Source organism: Streptomyces albiflavescens (genome assembly GCF_014645835.1).
Lineage (GTDB): Bacteria > Actinomycetota > Actinomycetes > Streptomycetales > Streptomycetaceae > Streptomyces > Streptomyces albiflavescens.
In genome coordinates this window covers 53,307-68,347 of the sequence record NZ_BMMM01000006.1, presented here as the reverse complement: position 1 = coordinate 68,347, position 15,041 = coordinate 53,307, and the positions used below count along the sequence as shown (strand labels likewise).

Sequence of the window (15,041 nt, the reverse complement as noted above, 5' to 3'; positions counted from 1 at the left end):
GGCGCGGTTCGCGGTCTTGAAGAAACCCGACACTTCGCCTTCGCCGCCTGGGCGCCCTCGTTATCTTGGTTGCGTGACTCGACCGGCCGAACAGGACACCCGCGGCATCGTCGACCCCCGGGCCGGGTTCGAGCGCTTCACGCTGACCCGGCACGAGCCCTCGGCCGATCTGGCCTGGGCCGTGGACCGCTACTGGGTGGTCCGCTGGGACCTGCGCGACGGGGACAGCTACGAGCAGCGCGTGATCCCGCACCCCGCCACGCATCTGGTGTTCGAGGCGGGCGCCGCGACCGTCGAGGCGATCTCGCCGCATGAATTCGTCCGTCGGCTGGAGGGCCGGGGCCAGGTCCTCGGCGTCAAGTTCCGGCCGGCCGGCTTCCGGCCGTTTCTGCGGGGCGCGATGGCGGACATCGCAGGGCAGCGGTCGGCCGCGTCGGTCGTGTTCGGTGCCGGGGTGGACGATGTCGCCCGCGTGCTGGGCGGGGCGGACGACGTGAACGGATGCACGGCCGTCGTGGAGGACTTCCTCCGCTCCTTCGGCACCCGGCCGCTGTCCAGGACCGCCGCCCTGAACGCCGTGGTCGAGCTCGTCGTCGCCGACAAGTCCCTCACCCGGGTCGGTGATCTCGCCGAGCGGCTCGGCATGAACACGCGCACCCTGCAGCGGCTCTTCGCCGACCATGTCGGCCTCAGCCCCAAGTGGGTCATCAACCGGTCCCGTATCCACGAGGTCGCGGACCTCGCCACCCGGCAGGAGTCCATCGACTGGGCGGCCCTCGCCGTCGAACTCGGCTACAGCGACCAGTCCCACCTGGTCCGCGATTTCACGGCGACGGTGGGCATGCCGCCGGGCCGGTACAGCAGGGGCTCGACTCCGGGGGCCTGATGCGGCTCGGGCAAGGCGCACGGGTTACGGCGTGACGACGGGGAAGGCCTTGTCCGGCTCGGAGACGTACGAGAGCAGGCGGGCCAGGAGCTCCGTGTCGCCGTCCGTCTCGATGCCGGCGAGGCCCTGGCCCGAGAGCAGCCCGAGCAGCTCGGGCCGGGTGAGGATCAGCGTCAGACCCGCGTGCGGCTTCGGTGTGTGGTGCACGGGCATGCTGCGGTGGGTGAGCGCCCCGTGGTGGAGATTGACCCGGTGGCGGCGCTGCTCGTCGATGACGACGAAGTCGAGGGTCAGGTGCTCGTTCCAGGCACGCGGGCCGTCGATGCGGACGGCGAGCGAGTCGAGGAGCATGCTCACGGTCAGCGCGGACGTCGTCTCGGAGCCGGCGGTGTCGATCTCGACAGCGGCCGTGCCCTCGCGCAGCTCCAGGGCGCCGGTGAGGTAGAAGTTGCGCCAGGTCCCGTTCTCGCAGCCGTGCCCGAGCCGGTCGTACACGGTGGCGAGGGCTTCCTTGGCCGCCGTGTTGTCCGGATCGGCGAAGACCAGGTGATTGAGCAGGGTCGCGGCGAAGCGAAGATCGCCGCCGTCGGCGTACGCGCGGGCCTTGTCGAGCACCTGCTCCGCACCGCCGCCCAGCTCCACGTACCGCCGGGCGAGTTCGACGGGCGGATGCTCCCAGAGGTGGGCGGGATTGCCGTCGTACCAGCCCATGTACCGCTGGTAGACGGCCTTGACGTTATGACTCAATGATCCGTAGTACCCCCGCGCATGCCAGGAGTTCTCCAAGGCGGGCGGCAGGCGCAGCTCCTCGGCGATCTCGGGGCCGGTGAGGCCGTTGTTGAGCAGGCGGAGGGTCTGGTCGTGCAGGTAGGCATACAGGTCCCGCTGCTCGCCCAGGAACCGGACGACGTTCTCGCGACCCCAGGTCGGCCAGTGGTGCGATCCGAAAGCGACGTCGTACATATCGCCGAAGACGTCGATCGTCTCGTCGAGGTACCGGGCCCAGACACGGGCGTCGCGGACCAGGGCGCCGCGCAGGGTGAGCACGTTGTGCAGGGTGTGGTTGGCGTTCTCGGCCACGCACAGGGCGCGCTGCTCGCGGAGCAGGAAGTTCATCTCGGCGGGCGCCTCGGTGCCGGGCGTCAGCTGGAAGACGAACCGCACCCCGTCGACGGTCTCCTCCTGCCCGGTACGGGTGATGTCCACGTTCGGCGCGACGAGACCGGTGCTGCCGGTGGAGATGACGGTGCCGAGCCCGGTACCGATCTGACCGCGCGGCCCCTTGGGCAGCCGGGTCCCGTACATGAAGTCGGCGCGCCGCAGCATCGCGTTCCCGGCGTAGACGTTCTCACTGACCGCGTGCTCCAGGAATCCTTCGGGCGCGAGCACCGCGACCCCGCCCTCGCTCCCGTGCGGCAGCACCCCGCGCGCACCGCCGAAATGATCGACGTGCGAGTGCGTGTAGATCAGCCCGGTCACGGGCCGCTGCCCCCGGTGCTCCCGGTACAGCGCGAGGGCGGCCGCCGCGCACTCGGCGGAGATCAAGGGGTCGATGACGATCACGCCCCGTGTGCCCTCGACGACGGTCATGTTCGAGAGATCGAGCCCCCGAACCTGGTACACGCCCTCGGTGACCTCGTACAACCCCTGCCGCGCGCACAACCGCGCCTGCCGCCACAGACTGGGATGCGCACTGTCCGGACAGTCGTCGGCCAAGAACGCGTACGCGTCCCCGTCATGGACGACCCGTCCCTCCCCGTCCCTGATCACACCCGGCACCAACGCCGCGATGAACCCCCGATCGGCGTTCTCGAAGTCCGTGAGATCGTCGAAGGGAAGGTCATCACGCGCCGGGGCAGTCATGCGTTCAGCCTGTGTCGCGGGCTGGGGGGTGGCTAGCCGTGTGGGCCGTTCGGGGAGTGGGTCAGAGTCGGTCCATCCGGGTGTAAGGGCTGAGGACGCGGACCTGGCGGGCGCCGAAGTCGACGAGCATCGCGATGCCCTCTTCGACGCCGACGATCGTGCCCAGGCCGTACTGGTCGTGGGAGACGCGGTCTCCGAGGCTGAACTCCTTGGCCACGGGGACGACCGGGGCGGCGAAGGGGCTGGTGGGCAGGTGGCGCCGGGGCGCGGAGGGTTTCGTCATCGTGTTGCCAGTATGGGCCCTATTTTTTTGCGGGGGGTAGGGCCTTATGGTCTCGATCCCGCTCCGACTCGGGCTTCCCGGCTCTCAGCCGGCCCCCTGGGCGCTGGACGTCTGTGCGGGGACGGGGACCGCTCCCGAGGCCGACGGCGCCAAACGGTCGCGTACGTCCGCGGTGACACGGGCGGCGAGATGCGAGGTGCCGGCGGGGAGCTGGGCCGTGCGGGGCGGGTGTTTGCCGTGTGCGGGGTGCTGGGCGAAGAGGGCGACGGTCACGGCGAGTCGCGGGTCGTATGTGTTCTGCCACAGGGTCCGGGTTCCGGCGCCCGCCGTGTACGTCGTCACGGGGGCCGGATCGGTGAAGTGCAGGAGTTTGGTGATCGTGGCCGCGCCGAACCGGTCCATCGCCGTCCGGGTGCGGGGGCGGGCGGTGAAGAGGGTGCGGCCCGCACGGGTGATCTTCTGGACGGTGTAGGGCTGGGCGTAGGTGCCCCCGGCCGCCGCCGTGGCGTACGCGGCGGCCATGTCCAGGGGCGTGGGGGCCGTGCGGCGGGGCAGGGCCGTCAGGGGCGCGCCCAGTTTCGCCGCCTTGAAGGGCTCGAGCGCCGTGCCCGCCTCCACCGCTCCGTGCAGCGCGTCGTTGAAGGGCTGCCGGGCGTAGTCCGCGCCGCCGTACAGCACGCGGACCGCGCCGTCGCCCGGCACCAGTGCGACCACTGCCGTGTGGAGTCGGGTGTCTTTGTCGGTCCCCGCGGGCCGATCGGCCGGCCCGTCGGTCACCAGTTCCGCCGTCGCGTCCTGGGCGGAGAGATCGAAGGTGGTGCGGACCGTGTAGCCGCCGCGGGCCAGCTCGTCCTGGGTGATGCCCAGCCGGTCGGCGGCCTCCGCCGCGGCCGCGTCGATCAGGTACTGGCGCTGGCCGTCCGTGTCCCCCGGAGGGTAGAAGCGGAACGCCGGGAAGCGGGCCGCGGCGCGCTGGGCGGGCGTGATGGCCCCGCTGTCGGCCATCGCGTCCAGCACCCACTCCCACCGGTCCGTCAGCCTGGCCGTCACTCTCGTGTCCGAGCCCGCCTTCTCGTAGTACGAGGGGATGTTGACGATGGCGGCCAGGGCGGCTCCCTGGCTGACCGTGAGGTCCTTCGCGTCCACGCCGAAGTAGTTGCGCGCCGCCGCCTGGATGCCCGCCGCGCCGCGGCCGAAGTACACCGTGTTCAGGTAGCCCCGCAGGATCTCGTCCTTCGACCGGGTGCGGTCGAGCTTGATCGCGATCAGGGCCTCCCGCGCCTTGCGGGACAAGGACTGCTGCGGGCTGAGCAGCGCGTTCTTCACGTACTGCTGAGTGATCGTGGAACCGCCCTGCCGGCCGCCGCCGCTCACCGTCGACCACGCCGCTCGGGCGATCGCGCTCGGCGAGATCCCCGTGTCCGTACGGAAGGAGCGGTTCTCCGCGGCGATCACCGCCTCCTGCACATGCCGCGGCACCTGCGAGAGCGGGATCTCCTGACGGTCGACCGGGCCGCGCCGCCCCAGATAGTCCCCGTGGGTGTCCACGAAGACCGTGCTCTGCATCGCCGTCTCCGGGTGCGGCTCGGGGATCACCGTCAGCTTGTACGCCACCACGGCCGCGCCGACGAGGGAGAGCAGCACGACGAGCAGGGCGATCAGCACGCGGCGCAGGCGGCGGCCACGGGTGCGGCGGGCCCGGACACGGCGGGCGCGGAGGTAGCGGCCGAGGCGGGCCCGGGCGCGTCGCCGCAGGGGCGGGCGGGTGTCGCCTCGTGTGCCCGCGCTCCTCCAGGCCCTCACGGCGCGAACTCCTGGCTCGCGATCACCCCGCCCGCCGCGTCGTACACGGTGACTCTCTTCGTGACGGTCGTCATGCCGCTCGCGGACGTCGCGGAGTCCGGCACCTTCGTCCGCAGGTACCAGACGCCCCAGCCGGGCTTGCCCGCGAGCGTGAGCGCGGTGCCGTTGCGGTCGCCCGCGGTGGTCACGACCTCCACACGTGCTGGTTCGCCCTTGCCATGGAAGATGCCGGAGAGGAAGTAGCTGCCGTCCTGCCCCGACTCCTGGAGGCTGACGCCGGGTTTGCTCATGTCGAGGTTGCCGTCGGAGACGCTGCGGAACTGGGCGTCGGGCACCCCCGGCTCCAGCCAGTGCTTGCCGTCCTCGGTCAGCCAGATCTTGATGCCGGGCGCGACCTGCACCCGCTCGCCGGGCGTTACGACCCGGACCTTGCCCGTGGGCGCCGAGGGCGAGGGGCTCGTGGTGCCGGCGCTCGCGGCGGGTGTCTTCACCCGCTCGCCGGGCCCACCGGCCGCGCCGTCGCGCAGCACCACCACGGCCAGCGGCACCAGCAGCGCCCCGCAGGCCGCCCCCAGTACGGCGGACCTGCGGCGCCGCCTGCGCCGGCGGCCCTCACGCTCGATGGCGGTCAGGGGCACCGCGGAGGGCGTGACGTCGTACGCGGCTTCGGCGAACACCTCGCGCAGCCGCTCGGCCTCGGCCGGGGGACGGGGGGAACGGAACGGGTGGTTCATGGGCGGGCTCCGGAAACGGGGTGTCGGCCGTCGAACAAGGGGTGGGCGCGCAGGGCCTCCAGGCCGCGCCGGGCATGGGTCTTGACCGTGCCGACCGAGCAGCCGAGCAGCTGGGCTATCTCGGGCTCGCCCAGGTCCTCCCAGTAGCGCAGCACCATCACGGCACGCTGCCGCGCCGACAGCGAGGCCAGCGCCTGGCCGAGGGCCGCACGCTGCTCGACGGCCTCCGCGTGCCCGGGCTCGCGCTGGTGCACCCGCTCCGGCAGGAACGGCATCAGCAGATGTGCGACCCGTCTCTTGCGCACCCGGCTGAGGTTGTTGTTGACCAGCGAGCGGCGTACGTAGAAGTCGATGTCGTCGCGCGGGATGCGCCGCCAGCGTGCGTAGACCTTGGCCAGGGTGGTCTGGACGAGATCCTCGGCCTCGTGGAAGTCGCCGGTGAGCATGTGCGCGGTGCGGACGAGGCGCGGCCAGGCCGCGGTGGCGTACGCCGCGAAGTCGCCGCTCTCGGCGGGGGCGTGGGAGGCGTCAGCGGGAACTTCGCGCGTGTCTGCGGCGATGTGGGAGGCGTCGGTGGGGTTGTGCGGCACGGCCGGCGGTCCCTCGGGTCGGGTGCGTGGGGGGTGGGGCGGTGCGGGGGACTCGGGACCTGAACCACCCGACTCCCCCGCCCGCACGCTCAGTTCAGCTTCAGCTGGGCGTAGACCTTGCCCGTGGTGGTGCGGACGGTGACGTTCTCGACGTAGTCGAGGCCGCCCTTGTCATCGGTCGTCGGCACCTCGGCGGTGGCGTACCAGACGCCCCAGCCGGGCTTGCCCGCCAGCTCCAGCAGCTTGCCGTGCACGGTCCCGGCCTTGGTCTCGACGGTGACGCGGGACGCGGTGCCCTTGCCGCCGTAGTAGAGGCCGGAGAGGAAGTAGTGGCCGTTCACGCCCTCCGTCTGCAGCGACACAGCGGGCCGAGTGAGGTCGATGTTCCCGTCGACGACACTGCGGAACTGCGGCTCGGGATTCTCGGGCGTCGTCCAGTGCTTGCCCTCCTCGGTGAGCCAGATCTCCGCGCCGCCGGGGACCTTCACGTGTTCGCCGGGGGCGACGATCCGAGCTGTAGGGGTCTTCTTGGCAGCGGCTCGGGCGACCGCGGCCTTCGCTTCGGTGACCCGCTGATGCGTGCCGGACGCCGCCTTCCCCTGTGAGGCGGCGTACGACACCGCAGGCGCCCCGACCAGTGCGACGGCGACCGCGGTGGCGGCCACGTACTTCTGTATCCGTGTCATGAACGGACAACTCCTCGCGATGCAGCGATGTGCGATGTACGAATCGGACTGGAGGGCGCCTCTCCACTCCTCCAAACTCCGGTCACCCGCACCCCGGATGACACCGGGGCCGAAATATCTCGCGCGGGCTTCACGCGAGGGCACTTCCCGCCCGCCACTGCTCCCAGCTCAGGTTCCAGTCGCCGTATCCATTGCCCACGGCCACCGTGTCCTTGGAGCCGACGACCGTGACGACGTCGCCGGGGATGACCTCGTCGTAGAAGCTCTTCGCCGTGCCGTCGGTGGCGAGCCCGATGCACCCGTGAGTGACGTTCTGGTGGCCGGCGTAGGTGTTGGCCTTCGGGTTCTGGTGGAGATAGGTGCCCGAGGTGGTGAGGTGCACGGCGTAGTAGTAGTAATCCGCGTACGCGTCGCCGTAGCCGACGGTCTGCGAGTTCATGAAGACCTTGGTCGCCTTGTCGGAGACGACCATGGTGCCGTTCCAGGTGTCCATGCCCGGGGCGCCCGCCGTGATGGGAACCCTTCGCGTCGAACCGGCCTTCTCAACCGTCATGGAGTGTGTGCGGACATCGACCGTGGCGACGAGGGAGCGGCCCACCGTGAAATGCCGAGTGATCCCGGCACCGGCCCGGACGGTGACCGCCGTGCCGGGCTTCCAGTACGTGCGCGGCCGGAAGTCGACGCGCTGCCCGTCCAGCAGATTGCGATCCTTGATCCAGCTCCAGGAGCCCTCGACATCCGCGCTGACCTTCAACTGCCGCTCCACGTCCGCCCGTTCGGCGGCGGGTATCACGTGGTCGAACGTCACGGATATGGGCATGCCGACGCCCACGGTCTGCCCGTCGGCGATGTTGACGCGGGCGCCCGCCAGGGACTTGAGCGGTGTGGACGTGGGCTTCGGCGTCGGATTGACCGTGGTGGTGACGGCCGGCTTCGCGCCGGCGTCCACCCCGGCGCCCGTACCCCCGCTCCCGTCCGCCACGGCCCGCGCGGAGCAGCCCGCCAGCGCGAGCGCACACACCGCCGCCGCGCCCCAGGCCCGCCCGAGCCGACGCCGGCCGGCTCCTCCGGCCCCCCAACTCCCCGTACTCCCCGTGCCCGTGGTCATCGCGCTCCCCCTGAGGTGTGTTTCGATGTGCGACGTACGGGACCTGTACGCACGGCAGGGACGGCCGGGTTGCATCGGGCCGCGGAAATTCCGGAAACTCCGGCGGGGGGCATGACCGAGGAAGAGTTCGACGCGTTCTACGCCGCCGCGTTCCCCCGGCTGACCGGCCAGCTCTACGCCTTCACCGGGGATCACAGCGAGGCGCAGGACGTCGTCCAGGAGGCGTTCGTACGCGCCTGGGACCGGCGGCGGGAGTTCCTCGCCGACGGGGCGCCCGAGGCGTGGATACGGACCGTGGCGATGCGGCTCGCGGTGAGCCGCTGGCGCCGTGCACGCCGCTGGCTGGAGCTCGTACGGCGCACTCCGCCGCCCGAGCACACCCCGGGCCCCGACCCCGAGCGCACCGCCCTGGTCGCCGCGCTGCGCACGCTGCCCGAGCCGCAGCGGATGGCGCTGGTCCTGCACCATCTGTGCGACCTGAGTGTCGAGCAGGTAGCCTCCGAAACCGGTGCCCCCGTGGGCACGGTCAAGGCCCGCCTGTCCCGCGGCCGGGCGGCGCTGGCACGGGTGCTGTCCGCGGACTCGGCGGAATCGGCGGATCCGGCCGGCAAGGGGGAGAGGGAGGACGACCGTGTCCGATGAACTCACCTCGGAACTGCGGGAGTTGGCCGCGGCCGGCGAAACGCTCCCGGCGCTGTCCGGTGCGGAGATCCGCGGACGGGCGGTACGCCGCCGACGCCGCCGCCGTACGACGCTGGCCGTGGCCGGCGTGTCCGCCGCGGCGGGGCTGGCCCTCGCGCTCGTCCTGAACCTCGGCGGCGGCACGGAACAGCGCCCGGCCCCGGCCGCGAGCCCCACCGGCACGCCCAGTCTCCCGGCGGTGCCGGACGCCACGGTCGACCTGTCCCGGCGGGTGATCTCGGTGGCGGGCCGCGAACTGCCACTTTCCTCCGGCACCGCGTGGACGCCCACGGGGACGGGCCGGATGACGGTCACCGCGAAGGAGTCCGTCAAGCTGGTGCCGGCCGGCGTGGCCGGACTCAAGGACGGCTACAACCTCAAAGTCCCCTGGGTGATCGAATTCAGTGCCTCCGACGGGAGGACGAACTACATCGCCGGCCTGACGTACGACGCGAAGGCCCCCGGCAACTACGACCTCACGACCGGCTGGATCGGCCTGCGCCAGAGCGACGCGAAGTGGCTGTACGAGCAGCTGAGCCCGGGCTCCGTGATCGACGTCGAGGGGACGGCTCCCTCGGCCACCCCGACCTCGAGGTCGACTTCCACGCCGCCCACCGCGACGCCGGGTGCGGGTACGGGTACGGGGACGTCCGGCGGCTAGGGCCTGTCGTCAGGGTCGCGGCGCGGAGGGTGAACGACGCGCGCTGCCGGGCCTGTTGCGCCGCATCGGTTCCGGCGGCGGCGGGTCCTAGGATCACTGGCCATGGAAATAACGGGTCTCTTCGTCCTCGCCGCGCTCATGATCGCGAGCTTCGCGGGGCTGGAAAGCAAGCTGGGTCGCACCGACCGCAGAATCGCGCGTGTCGAGCACAAACTCGACCTGATCCTCGACCACCTCGGCCTTCACCAGGACGACCCGCACCTTCCCCAGGTCGCCGCCCTCCTGCGCGACGGCAAGAAGATCCAGGCCATCAAGGCGTACCGCGAGGCCACGGGGGCCGACCTTCGGGAGGCGAAGGAAGCGGTCGAGCGGATGGGGTGAGCGGGGTGGTTTTCCGCCCCCTCCGCCCCTGCCCGACCCGTACCAGCCCTTCGGCTGCGGGCCGTTGGGAGCTTGTCGCGCAGTTCCCCGCGCCCCTGAGAGGGACGCGGCCCCCAGGTACGGGTCGGGGCGGAGGGGCGAGGGAACTCAGCCCTGTGTGGGCGGGGGCGTCTTGCCCGCCAGGACGTCCTTCAGACGGGTGGTGCCCGCTTGGACGGCCTGCTCGGTGGAGTCCTGCTCGGCTCCTTCGAGGCCGCCGTTGGTGAGGGAGAGGGCGCTGTCGCCGACGCGTACGGCGACGAAGTCCAGGGTCAAGGTGGAGGGAGCGCCGTCCACTTCACCGTCCACGGTGATCTGCAGCCCCTGGCGGGCGTCGCCCACGTTGGGCGGCGACGTCGAAATGACCTGGATGTTCTGCTGTGCGCCCTGAGCGTCGACGGCGGGGAACTGGTCGCACTTGTCCGGCAGCGTCTTCAGCCACGCCAGCTTCGCGTCCACGTCGGCCTTCGCGTACCCGGCGACCTGGTAGCGCATCTGCGCGTTGTTGCCGCTGTCGTCGAACGTGGTGGCGGCCTGTCCTCCCTTCGGGTCACCGAGCAGGTCCTCGGCGTACAGGCCGTCGAGCAGCTTCTGGCAGTCGACGGCGTTCTGCTTGTTCGTGACGAAGGCATTCGCGTCGACCTTGCCCTTGAGCAGTGAGTCGTGCCAGGTCGCCGTGCCCTGTGTCGCGGTCCACTGGGACCCCAGGTCGGAGTTGGTGATCAGCGCGGCCTGGGCCTGCTCCTGAGTGAGCGTGGTGGCGGTGGGGGAGTCCTTGGCCATGGCGGACGCCGGGACATCCGTATCACCGGAACCAGCACGGTCGCCGAAGCTCGAACACGCGGCCGTCGAGAGCAGCATGCCCGCGGTCAGGGCGGACGCGAGGAGACAGGACGGACGGTTCATGGCGAAGGCCTCCCGAGGACGTGGTGTGTCCTTCCACGCCACCACCGCGCACGGCCGCCCACCAGCGCACGGGGCCGTCCGGGTGAGCCCGGCCCCGCCCCGTCGGTGGACGCCCTCGGGGTGCCTTTCGTGGATCTGTCAGAGTGGAGGTGATGCACCTGCCCCAGGGAACCTCAGCGAGCCCCACCGACCGCTTTGAAGACGACGACTACCCCGCGTACACGATGGGCCGCGCCGCCGAGATGATCGGTGCCACCCCCGCGTTCCTGCGCGCCGTCGGCGAGGCGGGCCTGATCACGCCGCTGCGGTCCGGGGGCGGTCACCGCCGCTACTCCCGTAGCCAGCTGCGCGTCGCCGCACGCGCCCGCGACCTGGTCGACCAGGGCACGCCGGTGGGGGCCGCGTGCCGCATCGTCACCCTGGAGGACCGCCTCGACGAGGCCCTGCGGCTCAACGCGGAACTGCGCCGGTCGGCGACGCAGGACGCCTGACGACGGGCGCTCAGGGCCTGCGGCACCGTCTCCGGTCGGCCTGAATATCTGTTTCGGCCGATGCAGAAATTGGCTCGGGGTGCCGACAGATTTTTTATTCCCCGGAGTGGGGTGAGATAGTGCGCCCGCCTTCGGGACCAGTACCGTGCTAGTGTCGATATCAGTTGCAGTTGTGGTTCCCAAAGTTTTTCCGGTGCGTTTTCCGGATGGGGCAATCATCGCGGCGACGCAGGTCCACACAGTGTGGGCCTTCGAGCTTTGCCCCGAAGGAGATATGACATGGCTACTGGCACCGTGAAGTGGTTCAACGCGGAAAAGGGCTTCGGCTTCATCGAGCAGGACGGCGGCGGCGCCGACGTCTTCGCCCACTACTCGAACATCGCCACCCAGGGCTTCCGTGAGCTCCAGGAAGGCCAGAAGGTGACCTTCGACGTCACCCAGGGCCAGAAGGGCCCCCAGGCGGAGAACATCGTCCCCGCCTAGTCCGGGACCCGCTGACGCCTGACTTCCGAGTCGGCCGACGCTTACAGGTGACCGGGACCCGCACCCCTGAGGTGCGGGTCCCGGTCACCTGCTTTTTGTTTCCCTGGGGCTTCTTCCCGGCTTCCTCCGGGCGTCCTGCCTCAATGAATTTCGGGCGAATTTCTCGGCCCGCTTTACCCACTTTCGGTACCCCGAAACTCGCGTAACCCGTAATTCCCCGCGGTACTACACCGCCAGGACCGCGCGGACCGTCTTGCCGCCGAAGCCGGTGTTGACGACCTCCAGGCTGTGGGCGAGCTGCTGGACCATCGCGAGGCCGCGGCCGCTCTCCGAGTCGGCGTTCAGCGGGCCGACGTGGGGCCGCCCGGGGCTGTCGTCGTGGACCTCGACGGTCACCTGTCCCTGCCCCAGCTGCAGGCGCAGCCGGCAGCCGGTGCGGCCGTGCCGTATGGCGTTGGCGACGAGTTCCGAGGCGATCAGCGTGGCGTCGTCGACCTGGTCGGCCGTCGGCGCAGCCATCCGCGGCCGTGGCCGGGTGAGGAACGCCGACGTCAACCTGCGGGCCCTGCCCGCCGAGACGGCCGTACGCGGCAGTGTGTACTCCACACGGGCGGTCGTCCGGACGGCGCGCTGGTGCGCACGCATGACTGACACCTCTCTTCCCCCTCCAGGACAACCGGCACCCGGCGGCTCCATCCCCGCCGACCGGGACCCGCGCGAAAAGGTGCGCGGCCGGTCCTGCCTCCGGGTGATGCCCGCCCCTGGTGATCCGCAACCAGCGCCGTACGTCACAAAGCCGCGACGGAGTCTTTTCGGGCAGGTGTCACAGGCCCGAGTCGAGCATGCGGAAGTCCTCGTAGTCGAAGCCCGGGGCCACCACGCAACTGACCAGGACCTCCTGATCGGTTGCCGGGCGGGCGGACTGCCAGACACCGCCCGGGACGAGGGCCTGGGGGCGTTCGCCGGCCTCGATGGCGGGGCCGAGGCGGACGACCGTGGGGGTGGAGTCGGGGGTGTGGCCGTCGCCGCCGAGGAGCAGGTCCAAGGGGCCGCCACGGTGCCACAGCCACAGTTCGTCGGAACGCACCGTGTGCCAGGCGGACGTGTCGTGCGGGGTGAGCAGGAAGTAGATCGCGGTCGCGGCGGCGCGGGGGCCGGGGTAGCCGTCGGGGCGGAAGGCCTGTGGCGCCGTCCATGTCTCGACGAACCAGCCACCCTCGGGGTGTTGTTGCATGCCCAGTTCGGCGGCCAGCGGCGGGACGGCGGAAGGCGTCTCTGGAGAGGTCACCACATGGCTGTACCACGCAGATGAAGGCGGTTCAACCAACTCCCGGTGCGCGCCCCGACATGTCTGAAAGGGTGTGGGGATGCCGACCCTTCACAGAAAACTGCTAGGGCTGCTTCCCCGGATAGGGATGCGAGTGCTGGATCTCGGTTCGGGTACAGCGGTGGTCTACCGGCGTGGTGAGCGCAGACGCGTTCCGCTGGGCCGGGGTGCCGATCTGGTGCTGAGCGGCAGAACCGCGGCCTGGAGGAACGTGTCTCTCGGGGAGACCGGCGCACGCCTGCTCCTCGACGAGAAGGCGACGGCTGCCGACGAACGCCGCTTCCAGTTGTCGGCCGCGGCCTACCTCTGCGGGCAGCATGTCGCCGCACTCCTCGACCGGTACGAGGTGAACTGCGTCTTCGACGTGGGCGCCAACGCCGGCCAGTACGGACGCCAGTTGCGCCGCCTCGGCTACAGCGGCCGGATCGTCTCCTTCGAACCCACGGCGGAGGCCTTCGCCAAGCTCCAGAAGGCCGCGGAGGAGGACCCCGACTGGTGGGTGCACCAGGTCGGGCTGGGCCGCGAGGACGCCACCCGGTCCATCCATGTGGGCTGGAACACCATGAACTCCCTTCTCCCGCCCAGCGATTACGGCAAGGACCGCTACAAGCGGTTCGCGAAGACGCGCACGGAGGACATCGAGATCCGCCGGCTCGACGGGATGATGGACAAGGCGCTGGCCGGGATCACCGATCCCCGGCCCTATCTGAAGATGGACACCCAGGGGTACGACCTGGAGGTGTTCGCGGGCGCCGGGGAACGCGTCCCCGAGTTCGTCGGGATGCAGTCGGAGGTCGCGACACTGCGGCTGTACGAGGGCAGCCCCCGGATGGGCGAGGCGATCGCCGTGTACGAGGAGAGCGGCTTCGAGATCACGGGCATGTACCCGGTGTCGCGGGAAGCGGCGACGGGCCGGGTGGTGGAGTTCGACTGCGTGATGGTGCGCGCGGCCGCCGTGCCCGCGTCCGAATGATCGGCCGGGCAGGCACTGGGGCTATGCCGGATACGCGTGCGTCTGCGTGGCCTTCACCGTCGCCCAGACCGGGGCGCCCGGCTGCAGGTCGAGTTCCGCCGCGGCGACCGTCGTCAGGTCGGCGGCGAGCGGGAGTTCGCCGGTGAGGTCCGCGCGGATCTGGTCGCCGTGGGTCTCCAGTCCGCCGACCCGGCACTGCCACAGATTGCGGGCGCTGGAGCCGGTGGGGCGATCGCGGTACAGGGTGACGGCGCCGGGCGGGAAGGCCACGAAGACGGGTCCGTCGAGGTCCTCGGTGGTGGTGATCGCCGGGCCGGCGTCGAGCCGTACGGTGTGGCCCTCGGCCTGCCCCCGGTAGAGGTTGAGGCCGACCAGCTGGGCGATGTAATCGGTGCGCGGATGCCGGGCGATGTCCGACGGTGTCCCGTCCTGGACGACGCGCCCGTGCTCGATGACGACGAGCCGGTCGGCCAGCACCATGGCGTCCAGCGGGTCGTGCGTCACCAGGACGGCGACGGCCTCGAAGTCGGCCAGGTGGCGCCGGAGTTGGGCGCGCACATCGAGGCGGGTGCGGGCGTCGAGCGCGGCGAGCGGTTCGTCCAGCAGGAGCAGCCGGGGGTGGGTGGCCAGCGCGCGGGCGAGGGCGACGCGTTGCGCCTGCCCGCCGGAGAGGCGGCGCGGCTTGGCCCCGGCGTGCTCGGCCAGGCCCATGCGGTCCAGCCATGCGGCGGCCTGCGCCCGTGCCTCCGCCTTCCCCGCGCCCTGGCAGCGCGGTCCGAAGGCCACGTTGTCGAGGGCGGTCAGGTGCGGGAAGAGCAGATAGTCCTGGAAGACGACGCCGACGGGACGGGATTCGGGCGGCGTACGGTCCAGCGCGGCGCCGTCCAGCCGCAGATGCCCGCCGGCGGACAGCGGGGTGAGCCCGGCCAGTGTGCGCAGCGCGGTGGTCTTGCCCGCGCCGTTCGGACCGAGCAGCGCGACGACGTCGCCGGGGGCGGCGGTCAGCGCGACGTCGAGGTGGAAGGCGCCGCGGTGGACGACGAGGCGGGCGTCGAGGCCCTTGTCGGGTCCCTCGTCGGCGAAGCCCCGGTCGGCGGGGGCGGTCGGTTTCGTCATGGCGCCATCACCGTCTCGTAGGCGTCCGTC

18 protein-coding genes are annotated in these 15,041 nt (G+C 71.1%); 7 read left to right on the top strand and 11 right to left on the bottom strand.

Annotation, left to right across the window (positions count from 1 at the left end; translation table 11 throughout):
• The first annotated feature begins 73 nt into the window (after window positions 1-73).
• Window positions 74-886 (top strand): AraC family transcriptional regulator, encoded by an 813-nt coding sequence (locus IEY95_RS17825; RefSeq protein WP_189187022.1) that lies wholly within the window; start codon window positions 74-76, stop codon window positions 884-886.
• A 24-nt stretch (window positions 887-910) separates the two neighbouring features.
• On the opposite strand, the gene IEY95_RS17820 is transcribed toward IEY95_RS17825, so the two are convergent.
• From IEY95_RS17820 to IEY95_RS17790, 7 genes are all read right to left on the bottom strand, one after another.
• Entirely contained in the window at window positions 911-2,749 is a 1,839-nt protein-coding gene (locus tag IEY95_RS17820; RefSeq protein WP_189187021.1) for an alkyl/aryl-sulfatase, read from the bottom strand.
• Between the two features lie 61 nt (window positions 2,750-2,810).
• On the bottom strand, window positions 2,811-3,032 hold the full coding sequence (locus IEY95_RS17815) for a hypothetical protein (protein WP_081218430.1): 222 nt from the start codon (window positions 3,030-3,032) through the stop codon (window positions 2,811-2,813).
• 84 nt (window positions 3,033-3,116) lie between these two features.
• On the bottom strand, window positions 3,117-4,835 hold the full coding sequence (locus IEY95_RS17810) for a transglycosylase domain-containing protein (protein WP_189187020.1): 1,719 nt from the start codon (window positions 4,833-4,835) through the stop codon (window positions 3,117-3,119).
• The gene (locus IEY95_RS17805; RefSeq protein WP_189187019.1) at window positions 4,832-5,569 is read right to left on the bottom strand and encodes a hypothetical protein; all 738 of its coding nucleotides are present in this window, start codon (window positions 5,567-5,569) and stop codon (window positions 4,832-4,834) included. The genes IEY95_RS17810 and IEY95_RS17805 overlap by 4 nt, the downstream gene beginning before the upstream one ends.
• Complete coding sequence (locus IEY95_RS17800; RefSeq protein WP_189187356.1) at window positions 5,566-6,129, bottom strand: SigE family RNA polymerase sigma factor; 564 nt, start codon at window positions 6,127-6,129, stop codon at window positions 5,566-5,568. The genes IEY95_RS17805 and IEY95_RS17800 overlap by 4 nt, the downstream gene beginning before the upstream one ends.
• Before the next feature lie 119 nt (window positions 6,130-6,248).
• Window positions 6,249-6,845, bottom strand: coding sequence for a hypothetical protein (locus IEY95_RS17795; protein WP_189187018.1), 597 nt, complete (start codon window positions 6,843-6,845; stop codon window positions 6,249-6,251).
• Window positions 6,846-6,975: 130 nt separating this feature from the next.
• On the bottom strand, window positions 6,976-7,953 hold the full coding sequence (locus IEY95_RS17790; RefSeq protein WP_189187017.1) for a L,D-transpeptidase: 978 nt from the start codon (window positions 7,951-7,953) through the stop codon (window positions 6,976-6,978).
• A 111-nt stretch (window positions 7,954-8,064) separates the two neighbouring features.
• On the opposite strand from IEY95_RS17790, the gene IEY95_RS17785 reads away from it, so the two are divergent.
• The 3 genes from IEY95_RS17785 (at window position 8,065) to IEY95_RS17775 (ending at window position 9,676) form a co-directional block, all read left to right on the top strand.
• Window positions 8,065-8,595: a SigE family RNA polymerase sigma factor gene (locus tag IEY95_RS17785; protein ID WP_189187016.1), complete on the top strand. Its 531-nt coding sequence runs from the start codon at window positions 8,065-8,067 to the stop codon at window positions 8,593-8,595.
• Window positions 8,585-9,295, top strand: coding sequence for a L,D-transpeptidase (locus IEY95_RS17780; RefSeq protein WP_189187015.1), 711 nt, complete (start codon window positions 8,585-8,587; stop codon window positions 9,293-9,295). Before IEY95_RS17785 ends, IEY95_RS17780 begins: the two co-directional genes overlap by 11 nt.
• A gap of 102 nt (window positions 9,296-9,397) precedes the next feature.
• A complete protein-coding gene (locus IEY95_RS17775) occupies window positions 9,398-9,676 on the top strand; it encodes a ribosomal protein L7/L12 (protein WP_189187014.1) in 279 nt (92 codons plus the stop codon).
• A 147-nt stretch (window positions 9,677-9,823) separates the two neighbouring features.
• Here the strand turns inward: IEY95_RS17775 and IEY95_RS17770 are convergent, their stop codons facing one another.
• Complete coding sequence (locus IEY95_RS17770) at window positions 9,824-10,621, bottom strand: hypothetical protein (protein ID WP_189187013.1); 798 nt, start codon at window positions 10,619-10,621, stop codon at window positions 9,824-9,826.
• Between the two features lie 152 nt (window positions 10,622-10,773).
• Between IEY95_RS17770 and IEY95_RS17765 the strand changes: the two genes are divergently transcribed.
• Both IEY95_RS17765 and IEY95_RS17760 read left to right on the top strand, forming a co-directional pair.
• Entirely contained in the window at window positions 10,774-11,112 is a 339-nt protein-coding gene (locus tag IEY95_RS17765) for a MerR family transcriptional regulator (protein WP_189187012.1), read from the top strand.
• A 279-nt stretch (window positions 11,113-11,391) separates the two neighbouring features.
• Entirely contained in the window at window positions 11,392-11,595 is a 204-nt protein-coding gene (locus IEY95_RS17760) for a cold-shock protein (RefSeq protein WP_010986199.1), read from the top strand.
• A gap of 225 nt (window positions 11,596-11,820) precedes the next feature.
• Here IEY95_RS17760 and IEY95_RS17755 read toward each other — a convergent pair whose 3' ends face one another.
• Together IEY95_RS17755 and IEY95_RS17750 are read right to left on the bottom strand one after the other, a co-directional pair.
• Entirely contained in the window at window positions 11,821-12,240 is a 420-nt protein-coding gene (locus IEY95_RS17755; protein WP_229703114.1) for an ATP-binding protein, read from the bottom strand.
• 178 nt (window positions 12,241-12,418) lie between these two features.
• Window positions 12,419-12,883 (bottom strand): cupin domain-containing protein, encoded by a 465-nt coding sequence (locus tag IEY95_RS17750; protein ID WP_268240478.1) that lies wholly within the window; start codon window positions 12,881-12,883, stop codon window positions 12,419-12,421.
• 250 nt (window positions 12,884-13,133) lie between these two features.
• Between IEY95_RS17750 and IEY95_RS17745 the strand changes: the two genes are divergently transcribed.
• Window positions 13,134-13,895: an FkbM family methyltransferase gene (locus IEY95_RS17745; protein WP_229703112.1), complete on the top strand. Its 762-nt coding sequence runs from the start codon at window positions 13,134-13,136 to the stop codon at window positions 13,893-13,895.
• 21 nt (window positions 13,896-13,916) lie between these two features.
• On the opposite strand, the gene IEY95_RS17740 is transcribed toward IEY95_RS17745, so the two are convergent.
• Window positions 13,917-15,011 (bottom strand): ABC transporter ATP-binding protein, encoded by a 1,095-nt coding sequence (locus tag IEY95_RS17740; RefSeq protein ID WP_189187010.1) that lies wholly within the window; start codon window positions 15,009-15,011, stop codon window positions 13,917-13,919.
• Between the last annotated feature and the right edge of the window lie 30 nt (window positions 15,012-15,041).

Excerpts from the sequence above, each read along its gene's own strand:
- IEY95_RS17795 (WP_189187018.1), bottom strand. The coding sequence starts at position 6,845 with ATGACACGGATACAGAAGTACGTGGCCGCCACCGCGGTCGCCGTCGCA.
- IEY95_RS17755 (WP_229703114.1), bottom strand. The coding sequence starts at position 12,240 with ATGCGTGCGCACCAGCGCGCCGTCCGGACGACCGCCCGTGTGGAGTAC.
- IEY95_RS17740 (WP_189187010.1), bottom strand. The coding sequence starts at position 15,011 with ATGACGAAACCGACCGCCCCCGCCGACCGGGGCTTCGCCGACGAGGGA.
- IEY95_RS17770 (WP_189187013.1), bottom strand. The coding sequence starts at position 10,621 with ATGAACCGTCCGTCCTGTCTCCTCGCGTCCGCCCTGACCGCGGGCATG.
- IEY95_RS17790 (WP_189187017.1), bottom strand. The coding sequence starts at position 7,953 with ATGACCACGGGCACGGGGAGTACGGGGAGTTGGGGGGCCGGAGGAGCC.
- IEY95_RS17820 (WP_189187021.1), bottom strand. The coding sequence starts at position 2,749 with ATGACTGCCCCGGCGCGTGATGACCTTCCCTTCGACGATCTCACGGAC.
- IEY95_RS17805 (WP_189187019.1), bottom strand. The coding sequence starts at position 5,569 with ATGAACCACCCGTTCCGTTCCCCCCGTCCCCCGGCCGAGGCCGAGCGG.
- IEY95_RS17815 (WP_081218430.1), bottom strand. The coding sequence starts at position 3,032 with ATGACGAAACCCTCCGCGCCCCGGCGCCACCTGCCCACCAGCCCCTTC.
- IEY95_RS17785 (WP_189187016.1), top strand. The coding sequence starts at position 8,065 with ATGACCGAGGAAGAGTTCGACGCGTTCTACGCCGCCGCGTTCCCCCGG.
- IEY95_RS17765 (WP_189187012.1), top strand. The coding sequence starts at position 10,774 with ATGCACCTGCCCCAGGGAACCTCAGCGAGCCCCACCGACCGCTTTGAA.
- IEY95_RS17775 (WP_189187014.1), top strand. The coding sequence starts at position 9,398 with ATGGAAATAACGGGTCTCTTCGTCCTCGCCGCGCTCATGATCGCGAGC.
- IEY95_RS17760 (WP_010986199.1), top strand. The coding sequence starts at position 11,392 with ATGGCTACTGGCACCGTGAAGTGGTTCAACGCGGAAAAGGGCTTCGGC.